Annotated in this window: 26 protein-coding genes; 3 read left to right on the plus strand and 23 right to left on the minus strand. The window is 27.7% G+C overall.

The features are described from left to right. Nucleotides 1–6: 6 nt before the first annotated feature. The 6 genes from QX51_RS01055 to QX51_RS19770 all read right to left on the minus strand — a co-directional run bounded on the left by QX51_RS01055 (nucleotide 7) and on the right by QX51_RS19770 (nucleotide 3,785). Nucleotides 7–1,380, minus strand: a complete 1,374-nt coding sequence (locus tag QX51_RS01055) for an MATE family efflux transporter (protein ID WP_039678049.1) — start codon at nucleotides 1,378–1,380, stop codon at nucleotides 7–9. Between the two features lie 150 nt (nucleotides 1,381–1,530). Then, nucleotides 1,531–1,764: a hypothetical protein gene (locus tag QX51_RS21010; RefSeq protein ID WP_039678050.1), complete on the minus strand. Its 234-nt coding sequence runs from the start codon at nucleotides 1,762–1,764 to the stop codon at nucleotides 1,531–1,533. A gap of 86 nt (nucleotides 1,765–1,850) precedes the next feature. Further along, nucleotides 1,851–2,024 (minus strand): hypothetical protein, encoded by a 174-nt coding sequence (locus QX51_RS21015; RefSeq protein ID WP_242842664.1) that lies wholly within the window; start codon nucleotides 2,022–2,024, stop codon nucleotides 1,851–1,853. 124 nt (nucleotides 2,025–2,148) lie between these two features. Next, nucleotides 2,149–2,349 carry a LytTR family DNA-binding domain-containing protein gene (locus tag QX51_RS21020; protein ID WP_074078786.1) on the minus strand — a complete coding sequence of 67 codons (201 nt, stop codon included), beginning with the start codon at nucleotides 2,347–2,349 and terminating at the stop codon, nucleotides 2,149–2,151. Nucleotides 2,350–2,697: 348 nt separating this feature from the next. After that, the gene (locus tag QX51_RS01065) at nucleotides 2,698–3,249 is read right to left on the minus strand and encodes an NADH peroxidase (protein WP_039678051.1); all 552 of its coding nucleotides are present in this window, start codon (nucleotides 3,247–3,249) and stop codon (nucleotides 2,698–2,700) included. 236 nt (nucleotides 3,250–3,485) lie between these two features. After that, complete coding sequence (locus tag QX51_RS19770) at nucleotides 3,486–3,785, minus strand: hypothetical protein (protein ID WP_079768092.1); 300 nt, start codon at nucleotides 3,783–3,785, stop codon at nucleotides 3,486–3,488. Nucleotides 3,786–4,074: 289 nt separating this feature from the next. On the opposite strand from QX51_RS19770, the gene QX51_RS01070 reads away from it, so the two are divergent. Then, the gene (locus QX51_RS01070; protein WP_039678052.1) at nucleotides 4,075–4,470 is read left to right on the plus strand and encodes an RrF2 family transcriptional regulator; all 396 of its coding nucleotides are present in this window, start codon (nucleotides 4,075–4,077) and stop codon (nucleotides 4,468–4,470) included. A 57-nt stretch (nucleotides 4,471–4,527) separates the two neighbouring features. Here the strand turns inward: QX51_RS01070 and QX51_RS01075 are convergent, their stop codons facing one another. The 9 genes from QX51_RS01075 to QX51_RS01115 form a co-directional block, all read right to left on the minus strand. Continuing rightward, nucleotides 4,528–4,962: a globin domain-containing protein gene (locus QX51_RS01075; RefSeq protein WP_039678053.1), complete on the minus strand. Its 435-nt coding sequence runs from the start codon at nucleotides 4,960–4,962 to the stop codon at nucleotides 4,528–4,530. Nucleotides 4,963–5,145: 183 nt separating this feature from the next. After that, nucleotides 5,146–5,577, minus strand: coding sequence for a DUF6442 family protein (locus QX51_RS01080; RefSeq protein ID WP_039678054.1), 432 nt, complete (start codon nucleotides 5,575–5,577; stop codon nucleotides 5,146–5,148). Between the two features lie 142 nt (nucleotides 5,578–5,719). After that, nucleotides 5,720–5,920: a helix-turn-helix transcriptional regulator gene (locus QX51_RS01085; RefSeq protein ID WP_039678055.1), complete on the minus strand. Its 201-nt coding sequence runs from the start codon at nucleotides 5,918–5,920 to the stop codon at nucleotides 5,720–5,722. 183 nt (nucleotides 5,921–6,103) lie between these two features. Further along, a complete protein-coding gene (locus QX51_RS01090; protein ID WP_039678056.1) occupies nucleotides 6,104–7,216 on the minus strand; it encodes a DHHW family protein in 1,113 nt (370 codons plus the stop codon). Between the two features lie 12 nt (nucleotides 7,217–7,228). Further along, on the minus strand, nucleotides 7,229–8,632 hold the full coding sequence (locus tag QX51_RS01095) for an MBOAT family O-acyltransferase (RefSeq protein ID WP_039678057.1): 1,404 nt from the start codon (nucleotides 8,630–8,632) through the stop codon (nucleotides 7,229–7,231). Between the two features lie 120 nt (nucleotides 8,633–8,752). Next, on the minus strand, nucleotides 8,753–9,250 hold the full coding sequence (locus QX51_RS01100) for a hypothetical protein (RefSeq protein WP_039678058.1): 498 nt from the start codon (nucleotides 9,248–9,250) through the stop codon (nucleotides 8,753–8,755). 124 nt (nucleotides 9,251–9,374) lie between these two features. Beyond that, complete coding sequence (locus tag QX51_RS01105) at nucleotides 9,375–10,778, minus strand: vWA domain-containing protein (RefSeq protein ID WP_039678059.1); 1,404 nt, start codon at nucleotides 10,776–10,778, stop codon at nucleotides 9,375–9,377. A 2-nt stretch (nucleotides 10,779–10,780) separates the two neighbouring features. Beyond that, the gene (locus QX51_RS01110; protein ID WP_039678060.1) at nucleotides 10,781–11,908 is read right to left on the minus strand and encodes an ATP-binding protein; all 1,128 of its coding nucleotides are present in this window, start codon (nucleotides 11,906–11,908) and stop codon (nucleotides 10,781–10,783) included. A 10-nt stretch (nucleotides 11,909–11,918) separates the two neighbouring features. Beyond that, nucleotides 11,919–12,734, minus strand: a complete 816-nt coding sequence (locus tag QX51_RS01115) for a hypothetical protein (protein WP_039678061.1) — start codon at nucleotides 12,732–12,734, stop codon at nucleotides 11,919–11,921. 204 nt (nucleotides 12,735–12,938) lie between these two features. Here QX51_RS01115 and QX51_RS01120 point away from each other — a divergent pair, with 204 nt between their 5' ends. Next, nucleotides 12,939–13,556, plus strand: coding sequence for a GNAT family N-acetyltransferase (locus tag QX51_RS01120; RefSeq protein ID WP_039678062.1), 618 nt, complete (start codon nucleotides 12,939–12,941; stop codon nucleotides 13,554–13,556). 52 nt (nucleotides 13,557–13,608) lie between these two features. Next, nucleotides 13,609–14,313 (plus strand): lysoplasmalogenase, encoded by a 705-nt coding sequence (locus QX51_RS01125; protein WP_079764774.1) that lies wholly within the window; start codon nucleotides 13,609–13,611, stop codon nucleotides 14,311–14,313. A 68-nt stretch (nucleotides 14,314–14,381) separates the two neighbouring features. Here QX51_RS01125 and QX51_RS01130 read toward each other — a convergent pair whose 3' ends face one another. The 8 genes from QX51_RS01130 to QX51_RS01160 form a co-directional block, all read right to left on the minus strand. Further along, complete coding sequence (locus QX51_RS01130; protein ID WP_039678064.1) at nucleotides 14,382–15,623, minus strand: serine hydroxymethyltransferase; 1,242 nt, start codon at nucleotides 15,621–15,623, stop codon at nucleotides 14,382–14,384. 234 nt (nucleotides 15,624–15,857) lie between these two features. After that, the gene (locus QX51_RS21380) at nucleotides 15,858–15,989 is read right to left on the minus strand and encodes a hypothetical protein (RefSeq protein WP_278246177.1); all 132 of its coding nucleotides are present in this window, start codon (nucleotides 15,987–15,989) and stop codon (nucleotides 15,858–15,860) included. Nucleotides 15,990–16,167: 178 nt separating this feature from the next. Continuing rightward, a complete protein-coding gene (locus tag QX51_RS01135; RefSeq protein WP_039678065.1) occupies nucleotides 16,168–17,433 on the minus strand; it encodes a conjugated bile salt MFS transporter in 1,266 nt (421 codons plus the stop codon). A 260-nt stretch (nucleotides 17,434–17,693) separates the two neighbouring features. Then, a complete protein-coding gene (locus QX51_RS01140) occupies nucleotides 17,694–18,185 on the minus strand; it encodes a PTS sugar transporter subunit IIA (protein WP_039678066.1) in 492 nt (163 codons plus the stop codon). A gap of 26 nt (nucleotides 18,186–18,211) precedes the next feature. After that, a complete protein-coding gene (locus tag QX51_RS01145; RefSeq protein WP_039678067.1) occupies nucleotides 18,212–19,621 on the minus strand; it encodes a glycoside hydrolase family 1 protein in 1,410 nt (469 codons plus the stop codon). A gap of 28 nt (nucleotides 19,622–19,649) precedes the next feature. Further along, on the minus strand, nucleotides 19,650–21,098 hold the full coding sequence (locus QX51_RS01150) for a PTS transporter subunit EIIC (RefSeq protein WP_052232798.1): 1,449 nt from the start codon (nucleotides 21,096–21,098) through the stop codon (nucleotides 19,650–19,652). Between the two features lie 215 nt (nucleotides 21,099–21,313). Next, nucleotides 21,314–22,750, minus strand: a complete 1,437-nt coding sequence (locus QX51_RS01155; RefSeq protein ID WP_039678068.1) for a hypothetical protein — start codon at nucleotides 22,748–22,750, stop codon at nucleotides 21,314–21,316. Then, a complete protein-coding gene (locus QX51_RS01160) occupies nucleotides 22,740–23,291 on the minus strand; it encodes a sigma-70 family RNA polymerase sigma factor (protein ID WP_052232799.1) in 552 nt (183 codons plus the stop codon). The genes QX51_RS01155 and QX51_RS01160 overlap by 11 nt, the downstream gene beginning before the upstream one ends. Between the last annotated feature and the right edge of the window lie 67 nt (nucleotides 23,292–23,358).

Below are 23,358 nucleotides of genomic sequence, written 5' to 3' on the forward strand. Positions count from 1 at the left end.
GCTACTTTATATATCTTTTACAATGTTATTTGCCCATTTCTTAGATAGAGCTCTTGGTACTCCAAATATAAATTTAGCTACTTCTTCTGTATAAGTCAGCGCAACTAGTATATAAATTGGAACTCCTTTATAAGCAGCAAAGAATGTTAAAGGTAAAGAAACAAACCACATACAACCCATTTCTAAAAATAAAGCATACTTTGTATCTCCTCCACTTCTAAGTACTCCAATTATTATAAAAGTATTAAAAGTCTTAAAAGCCATAAGTATTCCCATTATCCAAAATATTTTCTCTATATCTGGTGCTAAACTATCTGAGACACTAAACATTCTTATAAGTAACGGTATTGAAGCAATTAATAATACTCCAAATATGGCACCCACTATAGTTACTAAAATAGAAAACTTTTTACAATATGTTATAGCTTGCTTTATTTTATCCGCTCCTAGCTCATTGCCTATCATTATAGAAGATCCAATAGCTATACATACAGAAGTCATTATAAAGAAATTACCTGTAGTAGAAGCAATTTGGCTAGCCGCGATTGCTGAGGTTCCTGCCTTTGAATAAGCTACTGCATATAGTACTGTCCCAAATGCCCATAGTGTATCATTTAAAAATGTTGGTGTACTCTTTGATATATATATTTTTATTAAATCTTTATTTATTAACTTTATATCTTTAAAAGTAAATCTAAGTTCATAATCATTTTTTATAAAATAAACATAGCTTATTAATAAAATTAACTCTATTATTCTGGATATAACTGTAGCAAGTGCCGCTCCACTGGCCCCTAATGTTGGCATTCCAAACTTGCCGAATATAAATATATAGTTTAAAATAATATTTATACCTAAAGATATTGAGCTGCATATCATTCCTAGTTTAGGATTTCTAATGCTTCTAGATCCCATGCTAAACACATTGCTAATTGCTATTATTGGATAACAAAATCCTATTATTAAGAAATAATTAACTGCAATTTTTATGACACTTTCATCATAAGAAAAGAAATTAATTATAAATTTAGGTGTGAAAATAGCTATCAAAGAAAATACTATCCCTAAAATTACAGCTGATATTACACTTAATGCTGTGATTTTTCTTATATTATCTTTATCATTTTTGCCAAAAAATTGAGCTATAAATAAACCTGCTCCACCTATAATTCCTGATAAAGCCATATTGTATAAAAAGAAGTATTGATTAGCTATACCAATGGCAGCTACTGATATTTCTCCCAGTCCTCCAACCATAATAGTATCTACCATATTGATTAAAGTTGATAGTAAGTTCTGAATTATTATTGGAATACATAAAGTAAGCAATGTTTTATAAAATATTTTATTTTCATTGTCTAGTTTAAATACATTTTGCAAAATTTCACCTCATTTTTATTTCTTACTTAGTACCTTTGTATTTGTACATATACTTCTTAATAATATCACATTTTTAAATAAAACTATAATATTTCGGTCATATTAAAAGAGCATTTCATTATTGAAATACCCTTAGTTTATTGCTTATATTTATATATATACTATCTCTACACCTGCAAAGCTGGCACTTCCTACTATAGTTAAAATATTATCTGAGTTTCCCATATCTCTATTCTTCTCATATACACCTACAAAAGATGTGTTTGCTCTATTTTCTACAATCCAAGTTTTAGGTATATATAACTCTACTCCACAAAATAATACATCTATTCTAACTATTCCACGACCATTGTTAAGTTTTTCATTGTCAAAATACACCTCCATTGAACCAAAGGTACAGTCTAAATCCGCTTGTTCAAATTTTTCTGAATTAATATATTTAATACTCCCCTCGAAGCTAGTATCTAGTTTTATATGTCAGCAAAGCTTCTCTTAAATATGCTTTTTACCATAATTCCTAAAAGAAATACTGTTAATAATATACTAAATACATTTATATGAGTAAAATAACCAAGCTTGTTAACTATTAAGGTAATAATTCCTAATACAAGTAAGACACCCCAGAAAATTCTTTCTTTTTTCATTTTATCTAATCTTTTCTAATAACTTAAATTTTAGTGGTTCATAATAGTGTCTTGAAACATACACTTGTTTATGTGTATTTGGGAATTCAACGATACTTGATGATGTTAAGTTTTGTGTTATGGATTAAATGTAATTTATATTTAATACAGTGGGTTTCGAAATCCTCATAAGATTATTTGATAAAATCTCTTCTAATTCATAAAGATTGTAATTAACTTGATAAATATTGTCACAAGTATGAGAACTAATATTAGCATCTTCCGTTTCAAAGAATAATATCTCTGATAATGAAATATAGTTATCCACATTATCAATTATAGTCATTAGACTTTCTTTGTAAACGAAATTAGAGTAAGTGGTTTATTTATCTTTGTAAGAGGTAAATTTTTAATTATTAGTTGCAAAAATTCTTAAAATAAAAAATTTACTTTGATCATATCGCCAATGAGATGCTCTCGTTACCACTTTAAGCCACTGTGTGTGCGCTATAAAATTTTAGGCGACGACCTTTCTCAAAACTAAATTTTTTACATCTCAATATTTGTTGTCATTACTTATTTTCATAATTTTTTCACAGATTTAAAAGCAATATAATCTCCTTATATATAAAAAACTGTATCATACCTAATAAAAGGTATAATACAGTTTTTTTAATTATTATTTTTATGTTAATTAGGCTTGTTTTCCAAAGTGTCTTTCTAATAATCCTAAGAATGCTTTACCATGTCTAGCTTCATCTTTACACATTTCATGAACTGTATCATGTATAGCATCTAATCCTAATTCTTTAGCTCTTTTAGCTATTTTTAATTTTCCTTCAGTAGCTCCGTATTCAGCTTCAACTCTTGCTTCTAAGTTAGCTTTAGTATCAGCAACTACAACTTCTCCTAATAATTCAGCGAATTTAGCAGCATGTTCTGCTTCTTCGAAAGCTATTCTTTTGTAAGCTTCTGCAACTTCTGGGAATCCCTCTCTATCAGCTTGTCTTGACATAGCTAAGTACATTCCTACTTCTGTACATTCTCCAACGAAATTAGCTCTTAATCCTTCTAAAACTTCTTCATCTACTCCTTGAGCTGAACCTATTCTGTGCTCATCAGCCCATTTCATTTCACCTTTCATTTCTTCGAACTTTTCAGCTCCTACTTTACAAACTGGACATACTTCTGGAGCAGCCTCCCCTTCATATATATATCCACATACTGTACAAACAAATTTTTTCATTTTTATATTCCTCCATAATTTTTATATAATCTAATTATTGTATACTGTTTAAATTTAATTTTTAATTATGATATATTAATACCACGTATTTTTCACTTTAAACAATTTTTTAATTTTTTTTATACTTTTATAATAAGTGTTTGTGATAAATCCATAAACTAAATCCCACCATTATGATAATCATGGTGGGATATTTATAATAATTTTGATCTTATTTATATATGTAATATGAATTATTAGTTAGTAGATGTTTGATCTTCATATGATTTTTCTTCACTATCACTAGATGATAATAAAACTACTCTAGCGACTACTGCATTTTCATCTATGTCTGATTTTAAAGTTATCGGAATCGATAAATCCTGTGATGATATAGTATCCCCATAACTTAATTCAGACACATCTATTTTTATACTTTCTGGTATATCTTCTGGATGACCTTGTAATTGTACTTCTGATACTATTACTTCTAATGATAAACCTTTTGATTCTAATAATCCTTGGCCAGTATAAACAGCCAGGACTTTTAATTTAATCGAATCTCCTTTTCATTTCTCTCATCAATATTAAATACTAAATTTTGCATGAAATTCCTTATTCCTTATTTACATATAGTTTTTATTTTTCATTAGAATTCTAATTTGTAATTTAAAAATACTTCTCTAACTAATTTATTATTGATAAATTACTATTAATCTAAACCTTAAATATCTTATTTGTCCTTATTCTCAATGAATATTAAAATTTATTATTTATCTTGTATTTAATAATAGGAAATTTATATAATAATACATATATAAAACTATCTTATTAAAGGAGATTATAATGTATTTATCAAAATTTACAGACTATAGCTTTCGAATATTAATGTATTTAGGTAATCATCCTGATAATCTTTCTACTGTTGATGAGCTATCATCTATTTTAGATTTATCAACTCATCATATAAAGAAAATCGTATATAAATTATCTAAAAACAATTATATATCATCATCAAAGGGAAGAAACGGCGGCATAAAATTAGGTATGAACCCTAAAGATATAAATTTAGGAAAACTTCTTGAAATAACTGAGGATAACTTAAATATCCTTGAATGTTTTTCTCTTGAGAGTAATACTTGCCCTATAAATGATTCTTGCAAATTAAAGCCAATTATAGATGATGCTCTTAATTCTTTTAAACTTAAGTTAAGTGAATATACTTTAGAGGATATACTTTAAAAGGATGGATTACCTATTGGCTATCCATCCTTTTTATATCTAATTTATAATTGAAACTTATTTTCCTGCGTATATATCCTTTTCTACATCAATAAATACTTGCGCTATAACTCCATAAGCTTCACCCCATGCACTTAAAACTTCATCAGTTGCAGCATCTCCTAAAACTTCTTTTATTGCTATTAATAAGTTTTGCCCCACTATTGGATAATGTTCTGGCTTTACATTTGTATTAACATGAACTTGTCCTATTTTTTTCACTGCTGGTAATAAAACTTCTAAATTATCAATGTTTTGAGCCGCTGCTAAAATTGTCATAGCTAAAGCTTTTGGTTGTGATCCTGATTTTTGATTATCCATATTAAACATTTCTTTTACTTCTGGATTGTTTTCGAACATTGTTTTATAGAAAGTTGTTGTTATTTCTAATCCATGCTCCTTTAATGATGGTACTGTACTCTTTACGATATCTATTGTCTTTTGACTTAACATAATTTTAATCCTCCATTCTTAATGTGTATTTTGTATACACATTTTATATAATATATAGATACCTTGCTTTTTTCTCTTTTAAACATTTTTTTTAAATCTTTTTATTTTTAAAATAAAATAAGTGTAGTCCTGCAAAATAAGTTTTTATAATAGCTTATTTTACAGGACTTAGTCTTTTTTAATCTACATTTTTTTATCGTATTTATATCTGTAATAAATACCATAAGCAACTACAAATAAATAAGCAAATACCAGTAACAGTATAACAACCATATCCACTTCCATAAGAGCAAAAGATATCATTAATGCTCCAAATACGTAAATCATCATGTCATACGCCTTAGCTTTTGCTCCATTAGTAATTGCAATATTTCTCTCATCATTTTTATTAATATCTAATTGTTTTTTAATCTCAGAGCTATTTGCTATAGCTTTTTCACCTACAATATTACCTATTCCATGACCAAAAACTCCACATCCCACCCCCACACAAATATATGGTAGTGTTTGCATGATTCCCTGTGGATCAGATATAATTTTTATACAAAATAAACTAGTACCAAGTAGCAGTATCCCTATTATGACAAAACAATAATCTTTCCAATTCTTTTTCATTATTTTTCCCCCTTAATAATAAAACTTTTCATTTAAATTTATCGTTTAGATTTTATTACTATAGTAAAATGAATAAATTATAGTGAGAGTAAACTTAGCAGTAATTATTAAAGCTACGATAAACATACTTGTGTAATTTTCATTATTGCTCCTCTTCATATATAAATATTTGTTCAATTTGCATATTAAAGTATCGTGCTATTTTAAAAGCAAGAATGATAGAAGGGTTATATCTTCCTTTTTCTAAAGAACTAATAGTCTGCCTAGAAACTTCAAGCGCTGAAGCTAGCTCTTCTTGTGTTATTTCTCGTTGTTTCCTAATTTCTTCTAATCTATTGTTCATAAATAATATACTCCTTATCCAAATACGTAAAGCTTACTTTACATATTTTAATAATAACAGATTATTTATCTATGTCAAGTATACTTTACATTTTTATGATTATAAATATAAAAAATGTAGCTACTAAGTTTACATTCTTAGTAACTACATTTTATAGAATTATTAATTTTTCTATATCGCAAATTAACTTCTAAAAAATTTAGTAATTATATCACTATTATTTAAAATTAGCGTGTTATACATAAATAGTACATCACTATCTTCCTTTGGCTTGATATATTTTTCAAATTCTGTAGAATTTATATACCTCAAATCTACTAAAATTATCTTCGAATATTCACTTATAAGCAATGGTGCTAAGCTGCTTCCAAAAGAATCTCTAAATATATAAAGCTCCTTTCCACTTGTATTATTAGGATTTTCTATACTTAAAAGTGGTTTAGCTCCTCCTAAATATACATCATAGGAGTCTACATTTTTAAAGTATTCATCATTATAAACGTTTATATATTCTTGTTTTTCAAAGTCATATACTTTACACTCTTCAATTATTTTATTATTTAAATAAACAAGTTTATCTGGATTAATATTAGTTGCAGATTGACCATAATAAGATCCATAAAAAGAATCAAATTTCTTTTCTTCATATTTATAATCCGGAATTTTATTATTCATATCAGTAAGTAAATTTTCTGCTACAGGTAGTATCTTTTCCTGCTTCCAATGTAAATCCGTATTATAATAATCATTTATTTTCAAGTTTTTGATAATATCAATGTACTTCATATTTTTTGTATTTTTCTTCATTATATCTATCAATTTTTCATAATCTAAGCTTAAATATCCTTTATCTTTAGGTACAAAATAATTTTTATCCGGTACTATAGTATAGTAAATATTTGAGTTTTTGAAATAAATAGATGCTATTTTATTGTATAAAATTGCACTATTATAAATAGATTTCTCTCTTAATGGATATTCCATCTTATAAATACTCTCATCTATTATATAGATATCATTATTATCTTTTTCTTTGAAGATATTAGTATTAATAAAAGATTTAATTTTTCTAAAATTATCTCTTAATGGAAATTGATCCAAAAAATATTCTTCCATATCTTTAAAATACTCACCTTTTACAAGTTTCTCCACAGTGAATTTCGGTAATTGTGATAATTTTCGTCTCTCTTCGTAAGATATTTCTTTATCTTGTGAGAAAATATTACTCACCATAAATCCAACTAATATAAAAATAAAACTTGTACTTATTATTATGTTTTTTAATTTAATGTTCATATTAATCCCTCCTTAAAATCTAAAATATAAAAACGGATTAAAAGAACCGTCTATTAAATAAGAAGTTACTATTATTAATAAAATAATATTGAATATAGGATTTATTGTGGATATAAATTTTTCTCCAGCTGATCTATTGCTTACCTTTACTATTATATTTTTTAATACAGGTGTAGCTCCTATTATACTTATTACTAAAATCACTGCATAGCTTTTTAAATAGTATGCAGAAAACTCGTTGTATAAAGGTAATCCTCTGAAGTTAAACATATTATACAAACTACTAAACATATCTTTTATATTTTCATTATTAAAAATCACAAAACTTATTATTATAAAAAATTTAGCATAAATATGTTGTAAAAAACTTGGTAACTTCTCTATTATATCTTTTAAAAGCAATTTTTCAATAACTAGTAGTACAGCGAAATAAAGCCCCCATAATACAAAGTTCCAACTGTCTCCATGCCAAAGTCCAGTAAGGCACCATACTGCAAATATATTAAATATCCATCTATTTTTGCTTACTCTATTTCCTCCTAATGGAATGTACACATAATCTCTAAAAAAACTAGACAATGATATATGCCATCTTCTCCAAAACTCTGTAATACTTTTTGAAATATAAGGATAGTTAAAGTTCTCTAAAAAGTGAAAACCAAACATTCTACCAAGTCCTATTGCCATGTCACTATAACCTGAAAAATCATAATAAATTTGCAACGGAAAAACAATAGCTACTATCCAGTAAGATAAAATATTTTTCCCCGTATTACTGTTTATAACATCTACTAACATACCTAAATTATTTGCTATGATTACTTTTTTACTAAGACCTATAATAAATCTATTTACACCATAAGCAAATTTTTCAAAAGAATAAACCCTATTATTCAACTCTTCTTGTATTGTTGTATATCTTACTATTGGTCCTGCAATAAGTTGAGGAAATAAACATACATAGGTGGCAAAGTCAATAAAACTTTTACATACCTTTGCTTCATTTCTATACACATCTACAACATAGCTTAAAATTTGGAATGTATAAAAACTGATTCCAATTGGAAGTGCTAACTTTAATAATTTTATATTTGTAGAAGATATATAGTTAATGTTACTTATTATAAAATTTCCATACTTAAACACAATTAAAATTCCTAAACTTATAACTAAGCTGCTTACTAAAAATACTTTTGAATACTTTGTCTCTCTATATTTATCTATTAAAACTCCATGAATATATCCACTAAAAGCAGAAATTATCATTAATAAAGTATATCCTGGTTCTCCATAAAAATAGAAAAACAAACTAGCTAATAACAATATTAAATTTTTATATTTATTTTTTGATATAAAGTAGACTACTATCGTTACTGGTAAAAAGTAGTATAAAAAACTTATGCTTGAAAATAACAATTTCTGCCTCCTAAAAATTTTTATTATGACTTGTGAAATAAAATTTAATGCTAATTCCCTTTAATCTAAAATGGCCTGAAAATTATATTTCCAGGCCATTGATATTATTTATATTATTTACTATTTAGCTTCTGCTAAACTCATAAAAGCATTTTTTATTGGAGTTGCTTCTGTTTTATTTGCCATTAAAAATAACACTGTATTATCTATACTTTCTACTATTACCTCTTCAGCCTCTACGCACACCCATTTTCTTGGATTTGCATTTTCTTTTATAGTTGATTTTACAGCATCCACATCAGCATTTTCATCTAATTTAAGTAACACTAATTCATAAGGTATTGAACTCATCATAGGAGCTGAGCTTATTCCTTCAGTAAATTTAACATCCGTATCTCCTAAATATCCTTGAATATTTTCTTCATTTAATTCTACTGTTTGGTAATGTTCTAAAGATGCTCTAAATTCCTCATCTAAATCTGCTGTCTCGTAAATTTTGTCTAGTACTTTTGTTAAATCTTCAGATAAAACTGGATTTCTCTCAACTTTGTTTGAACTACATCCAACTAATGAAAATATCATTAATGTAGATATTAATATAGTAATTATTTTTTTCATATATTTATCTCCTTATTTAGTGATAATTTAAATCTAACATATAGTCTATGATAGGTTCAAGTTACAAAAAGTTACATAATAAATATATATTTATATTATTTTTAATAAAAATTGTTCTTTATATTTATAACATTGGTTGTTGATTATTCATAGAATATCCGTCACTTCTAATATCGTTCATATCTATAATCTCTTCTTTTATTTCAACTTTACTTAATTTTTTAACAGCTCCAAAAGGCTGAAGTAGTGAAAGTTTATCTCCTCTACCAGATATAACCCATAAGACTTTATATCCTCTTGGAAGGACTTTTAGTCTTTCTTCACCTTTTCCATCAGTAAAATACACCAATAAATTTAACTTTTTATTATTAGCATATTCAAAAACTGGTGTAAATTCCGTTCCACCACCTGTTGTAATTCTATCTTTTACATCTTTGATCGATTTTACTTTGTATGCACGTCTAATCTCTTTATCACATTCTATTATAGTTATTTCTTGATTGTGATTTTTCACAATACTAAGAACTTCCTTAATTGCCTGTTTAAATTCTTCATCACTTATACTTCCACTTATATCAATAGCTACAGCGATTTCGGCCTTATGTCCTCTAAGCTCTCCTCTAAGATCCAACCTGTTAGGTTGTCTTCTATTTCTTCTTGTTGTAGTCTTCTTTTTATTTGCTTCAACAGTACCCATTAACTTTTTTAAATATAGATTCCAAGGAAGTTCACCTTTGCTACTTTTAAGAGATTTTATCATTCCTTCTATATAAATAGGAATGCTTCCTTTTTGTGAATTATCAGCTATTTTTTCTGTAAATTCTTTTAAAGTTTTTTCGTCAACTTCATCAGACTCATCCCAGAAATCATGAGTTTTTTCTATATCAAATTCAACTGCTACATTTTCATTGCTATCTATTTCTTCACCCTCATCATCATCTTCTTGTAAATCTAACTCTGTTTGAATTTTTTCTAAATAGTATTCAAAGGTTTTATAAGGTTCCAGCTTTAGATTATATTTAACATTTATATATTCAAGTGTAATTGAATATGGTGGTAAATACTTTAAATATTGATTTACAACTACATCCATTGCCATATTAATTGCTAGAGTGCTATATTTATCTTTTAATTCCTTACCTCTCATTAAATGTTGAGATACTATATGAAGAATTTCATGCTTTATTGTAGTCTCCATTTGCTTCATATTAAGTTCTAAAAAAATAATAGGATTAAAGTAAATTACATATTTTGCACCTTTAAAATTAACAGCGGTTGCGCTTGTTATATCAAATCTTATAACTTTTTCCATTTGAAATAAAAAATAACCATAGAAATTATCTTTATCTTCCATTAGACTTAAATTTACCTTGTCTACAAGAGCAAAAAATTCTCTATTATATTCTGTTTCCATTTTCACTTCATACTTTTCACCTTTACGATATGCTTTTAGCATTTCTGATGCATTAACTACCTCCATAGCTGTTTCATAAAGGTACTTTCTCTCTTTTTCAAAATAAGTTTCCATAATTAGCTCCTTATTGAACTATAAGCTTGAAAATACACATCTACAAAATTTTCATTTTCTATAGCTTTTTTATATACCTCATTATAACTAATTTTCATATCCTTCATAATTCCAACCATTAAGTCTATTGGATATATACCTAAAAATTCTACAAATCTATTTATAAGGAATATTGAATCTTTATCTTCACTCATTTTATTTTCTAGTGTTTTTAATATATTCATAGCACTTATATAAAGTCTTGTATGACTTTCATTCTTTATTGTTTCAATCACATTTTCATCTAAATTTTCTCCAGAGAATACATCACCAAAAGATATTAATGGACTGTAATTTGACTCAACAAAACTTACAAATTCCTCTGCAATAACTTTTCCCACATTACCTTTTATAACATTTAGAAATACTGATCTTGGTATAGTATCTTGTTGCTCTTTGTACATTTTATAAGTCTTCGAAACTCTTTCATAACTTCTTGGAGTGGCTCTCACATCTTCATCATTTATCTTGTGTAAATATTCCGGAAATGTGGAGATAAACTCTATAACTTTAGTTTCTATGCCTGCATTTATCGCCCATTTTATCCATCCATTATAATCTGGCTCCATGTTTAGCCAAACAAATCTATTTTCTTGGGCTGCATCCATATCCACAACTTGATAATCAAAGTCTGAGCCGTATTTGCTTGATGGATTCATAGCTGCTAGTATTTTTACATCCTCCGGTAACTTGTATCCATTTATTTCTCTATTTAAAATTAAGTTCATAAGCTCTTGTTGAACTGTATGTTCACAACGGTTTATTTCATCTATAAATAAAAGCACACTTCTTCCTGCATTTATTTCTTCATCTATCTCTCTTAATTTATTATGAACAGCATAAATAGTAGTTTTCTTTTCAGTTTTGTTTCCATTAACATCCCTACTTTCATAAGACTCAACTGTTGGAAGTCCTCCAATTTCACCTTCTTTAAGAAGGTTTCCATCAATAGTAACTAAAGTCCAATTATTATCTTTAGCAAGTTTTTTTGCTAAAGCTGTTTTTCCTATTCCACTTTCTCCTACTACTAAAGGAACTTCTTCAGTAGATAATACTAATTCAACGCTCTTTAATGTGTCTATAAAATTCATAGTCTCTCTCCTACATTATCTTTAACTTTTCGTCTACAGCTACTTTCTTTGCTTTTTTACTTCCATATTTATGAATGAACAAAATTTTGTCCATTGCAAAAGTATCACTATTTCTGTCTATAACATTACAATTTATAAAATCTCTCACGTATTTTTCATCTATATTTTCATTAGATAAAACTTCTTTTAGTATAGATTGTAAATCTTCCAATTCTATTTCTTTTTGTATATCTCTTGATATATGCTTAATTACTAAAATATTAACTTTTAAAAACTCAAGGCTTTTCTCTTTATTCATATCATGGATAAGTCTTACTGCTGATTCATTACTTTTCACAGCTATTAGCTGAGTGTTAAAACTTGGTGACTTAATATATCTTAGTGCATCATAACTAATTTTTACTGATTCTTCTTGCACTTTTTCACATGGATTTTGTATATATTTAATCGAATCATAATTTTTTCTTACAGCAAGCAATTGCAATTCCTCACTTGGGTTTTTCACATACTGAATTGCCCATCCAGATTTCTCTATTGCTAATCTTATAACATTGTCTGTTGGATTTTTTATATAATCTAATATACTCCAGCCTTCTTTTACAGCCTTAATCATCATTTCTTCACTTGGCTCATCTATATATTGAATTGCTCTCACATTATTCTCTAAAGCAAGTTCTTTCATTTCTTTTGTAGCATTTTTTATACTTTTTAATAAAAGTCCATTTCTCCCTAGGGCTAATAGTTTCATTTCATCCGTTGGATTATTTATAGTTGTTATAATAGAAGGATTTCTCTTTATCATCTCAATAACTCTTGACTCTTCCATATTGTACCTCCCTATCTATTATTCTTTTTTTTATTTATTTAAAATCATAATTACTTTTCATTATAATTTATATACTTTTAAAGTCAATTTAAACAGTATAATTATGGAAATAAATAGAAATAATACCTAAGCTTTAGATTTATTTAACATATTTAAACCCAAATTCATAAATTAAAGTAAATCTAAAATTAAGAGGTCAAAATTATGGATAATATATTTGGATATAAAATTTATAACTCTCAATACCCTCAGATGAAAATTATTGAAACACCTAGGTTTATACTTAGACCAGCAACTTTACAAGATGTTCCTGATATTTATGAGTATCTTAGTCAAGAAAAAGTAGTACAATACCTACCTTTTAAAGCTCACAAAACTATTAATGATACAAAAAGATTCGTTCAATTATTTTTTATTAATAACTATAAGCAAGGTAAGGTGGGTAACTATGTTATCTACCATAAATCAGATAAAAAAGTAATTGGAAATATTGGAATTAACAATATAAGAACTAGATCAAAAGAAGGTGAAATAGGAATTTGTATAAACCCTAAATATTGGGGTAATAATTATGCAACAGAACTCACAGTGACAACTCTTATCACTGGTTTTGAATTGATGAATTTAGATAAATTGGTTGCCATAACTTATTCAGATAATAAATATACACCTAAATCACTAAGTAACTTAGGATTTGAATATTTAAAAACCTATAAACCAAGAAAAACTCTCCAAATGTCTCATAGATTCGAACTTACAAAAAATGATTATTTAAAATTAAAAAAAGAATATTTACCTGACTTAATAAATAGCTTTTATTAATATAAGATAATTTATAATAGCAAATCATATTATAATAATATTAAAGGGGGTAATGAGCAACATGTTAGCTTATTATATAAATTTAATATTATTTTTTCTATCACTATTTTCACTAATCTATTTCACCTATAATCCAAGGAAAAATTACGCATTTATTTTTAAAACTACTACTAGTATTTTATTCATTTTTACAGCAGTAATATCTTATATTAAATCACCAGGAGATTATTATTACTTTATATTATTAATAATTGGTTTATTTTTTTCTTTATTTGGAGATATGTTCCTTGCACTTAAAGTAAATCATCATGACGGCTCCTTGAACAAATTTTTTCTGTATGGACTTGTTAGTTTTTCAATAACTCATGTAATGTATATTTTAGCTTTTACTCATTTAGGGTCTTTTAATATACTTGATTTACTAGTTGCTTTAACTTTGGCATTTATAGCTATGACTATATTGAAATCAAATAAAAATATAGACTTTAAAAATATGCTTTTACCTGCCAGTATTTATTCATTTATCATCTGTTTGATGACTTTTGAGTCTATAAAACTGGTATTTTTGTTAAGGTTTGATATAGGAACATATTTACTTTTAATTGGTGCTTTATTGTTTATATTATCTGATCTAGTCTTATGTTTTATATTATTTAATAAATATGCTAAAAAATATTTGTCTGCAATAAATTTAATTACTTATTACACGGGTCAGTTTATTATAGCTTCTACTTTATTATTTTTTAATGATTTTTAGCATAATAAAAGGGGTATATCTTGGTTGATATACTCCCTCATTATTTTATATATAATTTTAAACTATTATTAGTCCATCAAATTATATTCATCATATAAAGGATATTTTTCTGTAAGTCCAACAACTAAATCTCTAGCCTTATCTTCCAAATCATAAGTCAAGCACAAGTCAATTGCCTCAGCAATAACTGTCATGTCTTCCTCGTTCATTCCTCTTGTAGTAACTGCTGCAGTACCCACTCTTATTCCACTAGTTATATGAGCTCCATTTGGATCAAAAGGAATTGCATTTTTATTTGTAGTAATATAGGCTTCATCTAATCTTTTTTCAGCCTCTTTACCTGTTATTTTTTTATTAGTTAAATCTAGCAAAATTAAATGATTATCTGTTCCGCCAGTTAATAATTTAAAATCTCTTTTCATAAGCTCTTCAGCTAACTTCTTACAGTTTTTCACCACTTGAGTCTGATATTCTTTAAATTCCTCGCTTAAAGCTTCTTTAAAGCAAACAGCCTTAGATGCAATTATGTGTTCTAGTGGACCACCTTGAGTTCCTGGGAATATGGCTTTATCTATGGCTTTTGCATATTTTTCTTTGCAAAGAATTATTCCTCCACGAGGTCCTCTTAAAGTTTTATGAGTTGTACTCGTTACAAAATCTGCTACTTCACATGGATTTTCATGAAGTCCTGCTGCAACTAGACCTGCAATATGAGCCATATCAACCATTAACAATGCTCCCACTTCATCAGCTATTTCTCTAAATTTCTTAAAATCAATTGCTCTAGGATAAGCACTTGCCCCTGCTACTATTAGCTTAGGCTTAACTTCATGAGCTATTTTTCTTACATTATCATAATCAATAAATCCATCTTTGGTTACACCATATTCATGAAATTCAAAATATTGCCCAGATATATTGGCTGGAGAACCATGAGTTAAGTGCCCACCTTGAGATAAATTCATTCCCATTACTTTGTCTCCTGGTTTTAATATAGCAAAGTAAACTGCTATATTTGCATTTGCCCCAGAGTGAGGTTGTACATTGGCATGTTCTGCTCCAAAAATTTTCTTCAACCTTTCTATGGCTAAAGTCTCCACTTCATCAATATGTACACATCCACCATAATATCTGTTTCCGGAGTATCCTTCTGCATATTTATTAGTCAAGTGACTCCCCATAGTTTCCATTACTGCCATTGATACTATATTTTCTGATGCTATTAACTCTATATTTCTTTGTTGTCTAAGTAGCTCTCTTTTCATACTGTTATAAACTTCCATGTCAGCTTGTTTTAAATTTTCAAACATTCTCCTCATCCTTTCATTTATAACCTACTGTTGACAAATTATAGTTTTGTAAGTTCCCCTACTATAAATATAGCATTTTTTTCACATAATATAATCAATAAATTAAATGTATTATGAATGTATTTCTATTATTCTAATTTTCTATTTTCCAAACTATACTAATACTTTCATCATACTTAGTATCCTCTGGCATAATATTAAAATCTTGACTACTATCACAAATTTGCATTTCTTCTAAATAGTCATATCTTCTTCTTTGTACACTACAACCTTCAAAATTATATTTAACATATTTAGAATTTTATTTATTAAATTACTATCATTATCTATTTTTATTTCTATCTTATGTTCACCTCTATACTCCACAAATAAATATTTCTTTAAAACCTAATCATAAACTTCATGGTGTCTTATATCAAAATTTCTCAAATTTTTATTTATATAAGATAGTTATATTTGATATATATAACTTAATTAAGTATAAAATCAAAAAGGAGATCTATCAAAATAATTAAACATTTTAATAGATCTCTTTTATTTATATTTAAGCAGCTATTTTTTCTGCTTGTTTATTTTCATTTAATTTAGCCATAGCTTTTATAGCAGTTAGTATGCCAATATACGCTAATATAACTGCGCCTAATATAGCCCACCAAGCTACACCATATCCCATTTTATCAACTACTACACCGAATAATGATGAACCTAAAGCAAATCCTATACCAAATACTAATTGTACCATACCTAATACTCCAGTATATTCTTTGTTACCAAATAATTTACCAACAAGTAAAGCAGGTCCCATTGTATAAGCAAATATAGATAAACCTTTAGCTACTGCAAATACATAAGCTAGCGGAGTTATTTCTACTGCATATATTAATGTTATATCGGATATAGCAACTATTATACCTGCTATTAATACAGTTTTAAATGCTCCTAGTTTATCAAATAATCTACCACCAAGTAAAGTACCAGCAAGAGAACATATTGCAAATATAGATCCTATTGTTCCTGTATTTACTTCTTCATTTAAATGTAAGTAAGCTGGATATTGTACTGATAATGCAGCAACATATATACCAACAAAGAAGTATCCACAAGCAAGGAGTTTAAATCCATTAGTCTTCATTGCTTCAGCAACACTATATCCCCAGTTTAAGCTTTCTCCTTTAGCAGATTCTTCAGCACCTTTAGTTTTCACAATTTCAGAAGAGTCTTTTGGCATTCTTAACATAAATAATACTATTGGAATAGCAACAACTAAACCTATAATACCAAAGATTAAGTAAGCTTGCTTAAATCCAACAACTTTTATTAAAGCAACTGATGAACTTTGTAAGAATATGTTCCCTATTGATCCACCAGCCATTGCTGTAGATAATGCTTTTCCTTTACTCGCTTCATCAAACCAAGCATTTATTAATAGAGGTACCCCTAAAGCAGATAGTATAGCCGCACCTATTTGCATTACACCTGCTATTATATAGAATTGCCATGGAGCTTTTGCAATTGAAAATGCAGCAAAACCACCACAACCTAATATAGCACCTGCTATGTATAAAGGCTTAAGACTGAATTTTTTAAATAAGCCTCCAACTATTGGCGAGCCTATAGCTGAAACTAAAGTTCCTATAGTAAATATTAAAGAAAAACTTGCCATACTAAACCCTAAAGTTTTGTCACTAACTACATAGTACATGAACTGTGGTTGTAAGTTAGCCATTACACCATATGGTATTGCTTGTATAAGCATACACGCTATAACAATTTTCCAACCAGCAGAAATTTGTTTTTTTGATTTACCCATTAAATCATCTCCTTTATTTGTAAATATATAATTGCATAGCCAATATTTTAATCCGCTACTTTTAAAATAACCGACTACATCGTATCATTTAATTCCATAAAAATAAATGTCCAAAATGTCAAATTTTTATGTCCAAATTAACAATTTTTAATTTTTATTAGATATAAATATATTAATAATTATATTTTTTAACTAAATTAAAAAAGTAGTTACTAGAAATTATTAAAATCAAGTAACTACTTTTCATATAAATAAAACTTTTATTTATTATCTAAACTTAAAATAATAGTATCATTTGATACTTCATCTATATCAGTTTTAAAGTCTATGTTTTCAAACTGATCTGAGTTAGTAACAACCATAATAACTACATCATCAAGATTATTATCTTTTATTAATGTTCTACTAAAGCTTATTAACTTATCTCCTTTGCTGACTTTATCTCCTTCTTTTACAAAAATATCAAAGCCAAGCCCCTTCATTGATACAGTATTTATTCCTACATGTATTAGTATCTCCATATTATTAGATGTTTTTATTCCAATGGCATGCTTGGTTTCTTGCATTACTGAAACAATTTCACCATCACATGGAGATAATACTATCTCTTCATGTGGATAAATACCTACCCCTTCACCTAGGATTTTTGCTGAAAAAACACCATCATTTACCTTTTCAATGGGTACAATTTTTCCAGATATACAAGAAGTAATAACCTCTTGTTTCTTTTTCTTTTTAAATATTGGAAACATATAATTCTCCTCTTTAGTTATATATATTATAAGTCTTGTCCATTAGATTTTATAACATTTTTATACCAGAAGAAACTATCCTTTTTGATTCTTCTTAAATCCTTAAAATCATGATCTTCTCTATTTATATATACAAATCCATAACGTTTTTTGAACCCTTGATGAGAACTTAGTAAGTCTATTACTGACCATGGGCAATACCCCATAAGCTCAACACCATCTTCAATTCCTTTTGCACAAGCATCTATATGATCTCTTAAATAGTCGATTCTATAATCATCATGCACTCTTTCATCTTCTGTTAAAATATCAGCTGTTCCAAGACCATTTTCTGTTATTATAAGTGGTAAATGATATCTGTTGTAGTAATCATTTAGAGCAATTCTCATACCAACAGGATCTATCTGAGCTCCATACTCTGTAGCTTTTAGATTTGGATTTTTTTCTATTTTGAAGTACCCGTATAAATCGTAATCTATTTCATTATTACCACGGCTACCTCTTGGATTTTCCTCAGTAGCATCAATATGTCTAGCACATAATGTACGATAGTAGTTAAATGCTATAAAGTCCATTTTAGCTTTTTTTAGAACTTCCTTATCTTCTTCAGGCATATAAGGTACTATATCAAGCTCTCTTAAGTAATTCATATAGTAAGCTGGATATTCTCCATTAAAATGCATATCTAATAAATAATTTGTTTTGAAATTATCATTTAATTTAGCTGCCCATACATCTTCTGGTTTGTTTGAGTATGGATAAGTTACTGTCGAAGATATTGATGGTCCTATTTTTCCATCTTCTATCATTTCATGACAAGCATTAGTTGCAAGAGCATGAGCTAAACACATATGATAATCCATTTTTGCTCTCATTCTCTCTACTTCATAAGCATCGTCCACATAAATGTTCATACGCTCTTTTACACGCATCATTAAGTTTTGTTCATTATGTGGTTGCCAGTATTTAACTCTATCTCCGAAATTTTCGAAACATATTTTTGCATATCTTTCAAAAGCAAAAGCACAGTCTCTACTTTCCCATCCGTTGTATTTTTCAACTAAAGCATAAGGTAAGTCAAAGTGATATAGTGTAACGAAAGGAGTTATATTGCATTCTATAAGATAGTCTATAACTTTATTATAAAAATCTATTCCTGCTTGATTTATTTGCCCATCACCATCAGGTATTATTCTTGCCCATGATAGTGAAAACCTATAAGTTTTTAGACCTAATTCTTTCATTAAATCTATATCTTCTTTCCAATGATGATAAAAATCACTGGCTACCTTACTATCTGCTTGTATGGCTGATTTTTTAAACGAATTAAAATCAGCAACAGTTTTTCCTTTTCCATCTTCATCCCAAGCACCTTCTATTTGAAATGCTGATGAAGATGCTCCCCATAAAAAATCCTTTGGAAATATATTAGCCATATTTTCTCCTCCTAATGTCATTTTATAATTATACAGCTATCTCTTCTTGTATAACTACTTCTTCTTTTATGTCTTCAAATCCTAATATATAAGTAAGTGCTGCTGAGCCAAAGAATGCTATGGCGATACCTATTAAGTAAGAAGCAAATCCCATAACTCCGGCCTGTGCATATACTGGAATAGTAAGTAGACCTTGGTTTGCAAATGCTATACCATAAGCACCCCCATAACCCATAACTCCACCACCTATGGCACCACATATTACTGCATATATCATAGGCTTTTTAAGTCTTAAATTAGCACCATAAATCGCTGGTTCTGTTATTCCAAATAAAGCAGTTATACTTCCTGATAAAGCAACTGTTTTTAATGATTTATTCTTTGATTTTAAAAATACCCCCATAGCAGCTCCTGCTTGAGCAAAGTTTGCTGCCCCCGCAAATGCTAATAAGTTTTGACGTCCAGTCATTGCTACATCATTTATAGCTATTGGTATGATAGCTTTATGTGCTCCAAATATAACAAGTACACACCAAAGTCCACCTATAAATGCACCACAAAGTATTGGGCTGAAACTCATAAGTTGTTGATATACAAAGTTTACTCCATTACCTATGTAAATCCCTATTGGACCAAATAATAAAAGTGTTGCTGGAACCATTATTAATAATATAAATGTTGGAACCATTATAGTTTTTATTACTTCTGGTACTACTTTATTTAAAAATCTTTCTACGTATGATAATACCCAAACTGCAATTATTATTGGAATTACTGATGATGTATAAGTCGCTTTCGTAATAGCCATACCAAATAATGAAATTACTCTTTCTTCCCCCATTAATGCTACTATGGCTGGATAACAAAGTGTTGCTCCTAGAACCATTGATATAATTTCACTCGCCTTAAACACCTTTGCCGATGTGTAAGCTAGTATTATTGGGAAGAAATAGAATACTGCATCTGATGCTGCATTAAATATTATATAAGTATCATTAGTTTTAATATCTACGCCATGTTTATTCATATAGTACATAGATAAAACCGCAAGTATACCTTTTATCATTCCTGATCCAGCCAGTGCAGGTACTACTGGTGCAAATATTTTTGACATTGTTGATAATGCTTTATTAAATAAAATACCTATTTTATTCTTTGAAGTGTTTTCTTTTTTGTTTGCTGGTAATTCTTTTGTTTTTTTAGTAGTTTTCAACTCTGATAATTTAGACTCTTTTTCCATTAGTTCTACTAATTCCTTATAAACCTTATCTACTGTACTTCCAATTACTACTTGTAATTGTTCCATACTTTCTTGTACTGCTAGTACTCCTTCAATTTTTTGAAGCTTTTCCTTATTTACTTTTTCATTATCTATTAGTGTGAACCTTAGTCTTGTATAGCAATGTATTACTTCTTTGATATTTTCTACATCACCAACATTAACTAAGATTTCCTTAGCCATTTTGTTGAAATTCATAGATGTCCTCCTAATTTATATGTTTTTCAGTCTGCTAAACTGTTATTTCCTTATTACCCATATATAGTCTTAAATAATCAATTCTTTAATTTCTAATAAATTTAGCTTTTATTTTTTTCAAATTTTAGCCATAAAAAAGTAGTTACTAAATTTGCTTATCTAGTAACTACTATTAGAATAATTGTTTCATTTCTAAATATTAATATTATCAATTTTTATTTAATAATGAGTTTCCAATGACCTTCTATAATATATTCATAACCACTTATCTCAAACTTCGGCTTCACATTTTCTTTCTTGTCTTTATTTGAATATTCTAAAGTAATTTCTTTATATGTTCCATCTTCTGATAATTCTTGACTACTTCCAGACAAGTTCATAGGATTATATGTACTTATCATTCCTTTTATTAGATCAACAAAAGATAAATCAGGCTCGACATTTACTCCCTTTATCTTTATGGATGAATTTTTATTATCTGGATAATCCAAAGTTAATTTATAATTATTTTCTTCTTCTCCCTTTACCCTTTTTACACTTTTTATTAATACTTTACAACTTTCTTTAGTTAGATAGTTATTTTTATCTTCTATATCTATAAGTTTATTAATACTTTTTTCTTCATTAATTTCTAATACAGGCAAAGTAACTTTCTCACCTTTTAAATCATTTGAACAAACATTTAGTCCTTTTATCTCTATGGTAAATGGTTTTTGTAAATTTTCTATATTAAACTTAAGTTTACTTCCATCATAGTACTCTAATCCTTCTGCTTTTACTTTTTTACCATTTACATCAGTTAAAAATATGTTTACTTTGTTATTTTCAAAATCATAATCTCCAAAGCTATCTACTTCAAAATCCATATTTTCTTTAGTTGAAATTGCTATTAAATCTACATATAGTGTATTGTTTTCTTCTTTTGTCATAGCACTTATAGTCACATTGTTATTTGTTGCATTAGGCAAATTTTTATTATACTCTTCTATAGATGTGGCTTCACTTAGTTTTAACTGGAAGTCAATTTTACTTTCTTTTCCTAATTTATCTTTGATTATTACAATATATTCAACTTTATCGCCTTCTTTATATTCACAGGGTCTTCCAATACTTAAAGTCCATTCACTTCCCATATCATTCCATTCTTCATAGTCAGCTTCTAATATATCTTTTCCATTTATTCTTACTTCTCTTTTTATATACTCATAATTTACATTACGTCCTTCTTCTTCTGCATCAAATCTTTCTTCTTGCGGATTCAAAATAAAGCTATTTAATGTTATTTCTCCATCCTTAACCTTTTTAGTTATCGGCTTACTTAGAGTATAAATAGGCGTTTCACTTTTTATTATTTTCCCACTTGAGGGCTCATATTTATGTAGATTATTTGCTATTGCTATAACTACCGTTGTTCCAATTAATGCAACTAGTACTATGGAAGCTATAAATCGTGATAAACTTTTAATTTTATACTTCTTAATATTTTGATTTTCTATTTTTTTATAGGTTTTTTCTCTTATTTTTTCCATATCTTTAGAACTTAAATTTTCTTCTTCCCCAATATTCTCAAAGTCAAAATCTAACTCATCTAAATTTTCCATATTATCAATTAAATTATATATCTCTTTATCAAAATTATTTTTATCCTTCATTTATCTCCCCTCCTTCTAAAACACTTTTTATTTTCAACCTGCATCTATACAACCTATTTTCCACAGAGGATCTAGTAGTTTTGTATTTGTCAGCTATTTCATCTATTTTGTAATACATAAAATATCTTAAATAAAAGTAGGTTTTATCTGGTTCTTTAAAGTTATTTATAATTTTTATAATTTCTAAGTTACATTCTTTGTCAATTACAATATCTTCAGTAGTAATTGTGTTTGATATATTATCTTGTAAAGTTTCAACTGGAAGATGTTTTTTATCAAGTTTTCTCTTATAGTCCAATGCTTTGTACTTTGTTTTCATAAATATAAAACTACTGAATTCCCCACGTTTTTCATCATATTGCTCAATATCATTCCATACTGCAAAAAATACATCGCTGACGCATTCTTCAACTTCTTCTTTTCCATATATTCCAATGATCTTGTTTACTAAAAAATATACTTTTTTACTGTAAGTATTAATTATATAATCAAGACCCTTAGTATCTTTCTTTCGAATCTTCTTAATCATCCTTTTCTCCATAATCATCTCCCTCTCTGATTTACACTATATACTACGTTATTTTTTATAACTATCTCTCAAAAAAACT

It is taken from the genome of Terrisporobacter othiniensis (assembly GCF_000808015.1).
Lineage (GTDB): Bacteria > Bacillota > Clostridia > Peptostreptococcales > Peptostreptococcaceae > Terrisporobacter > Terrisporobacter muris.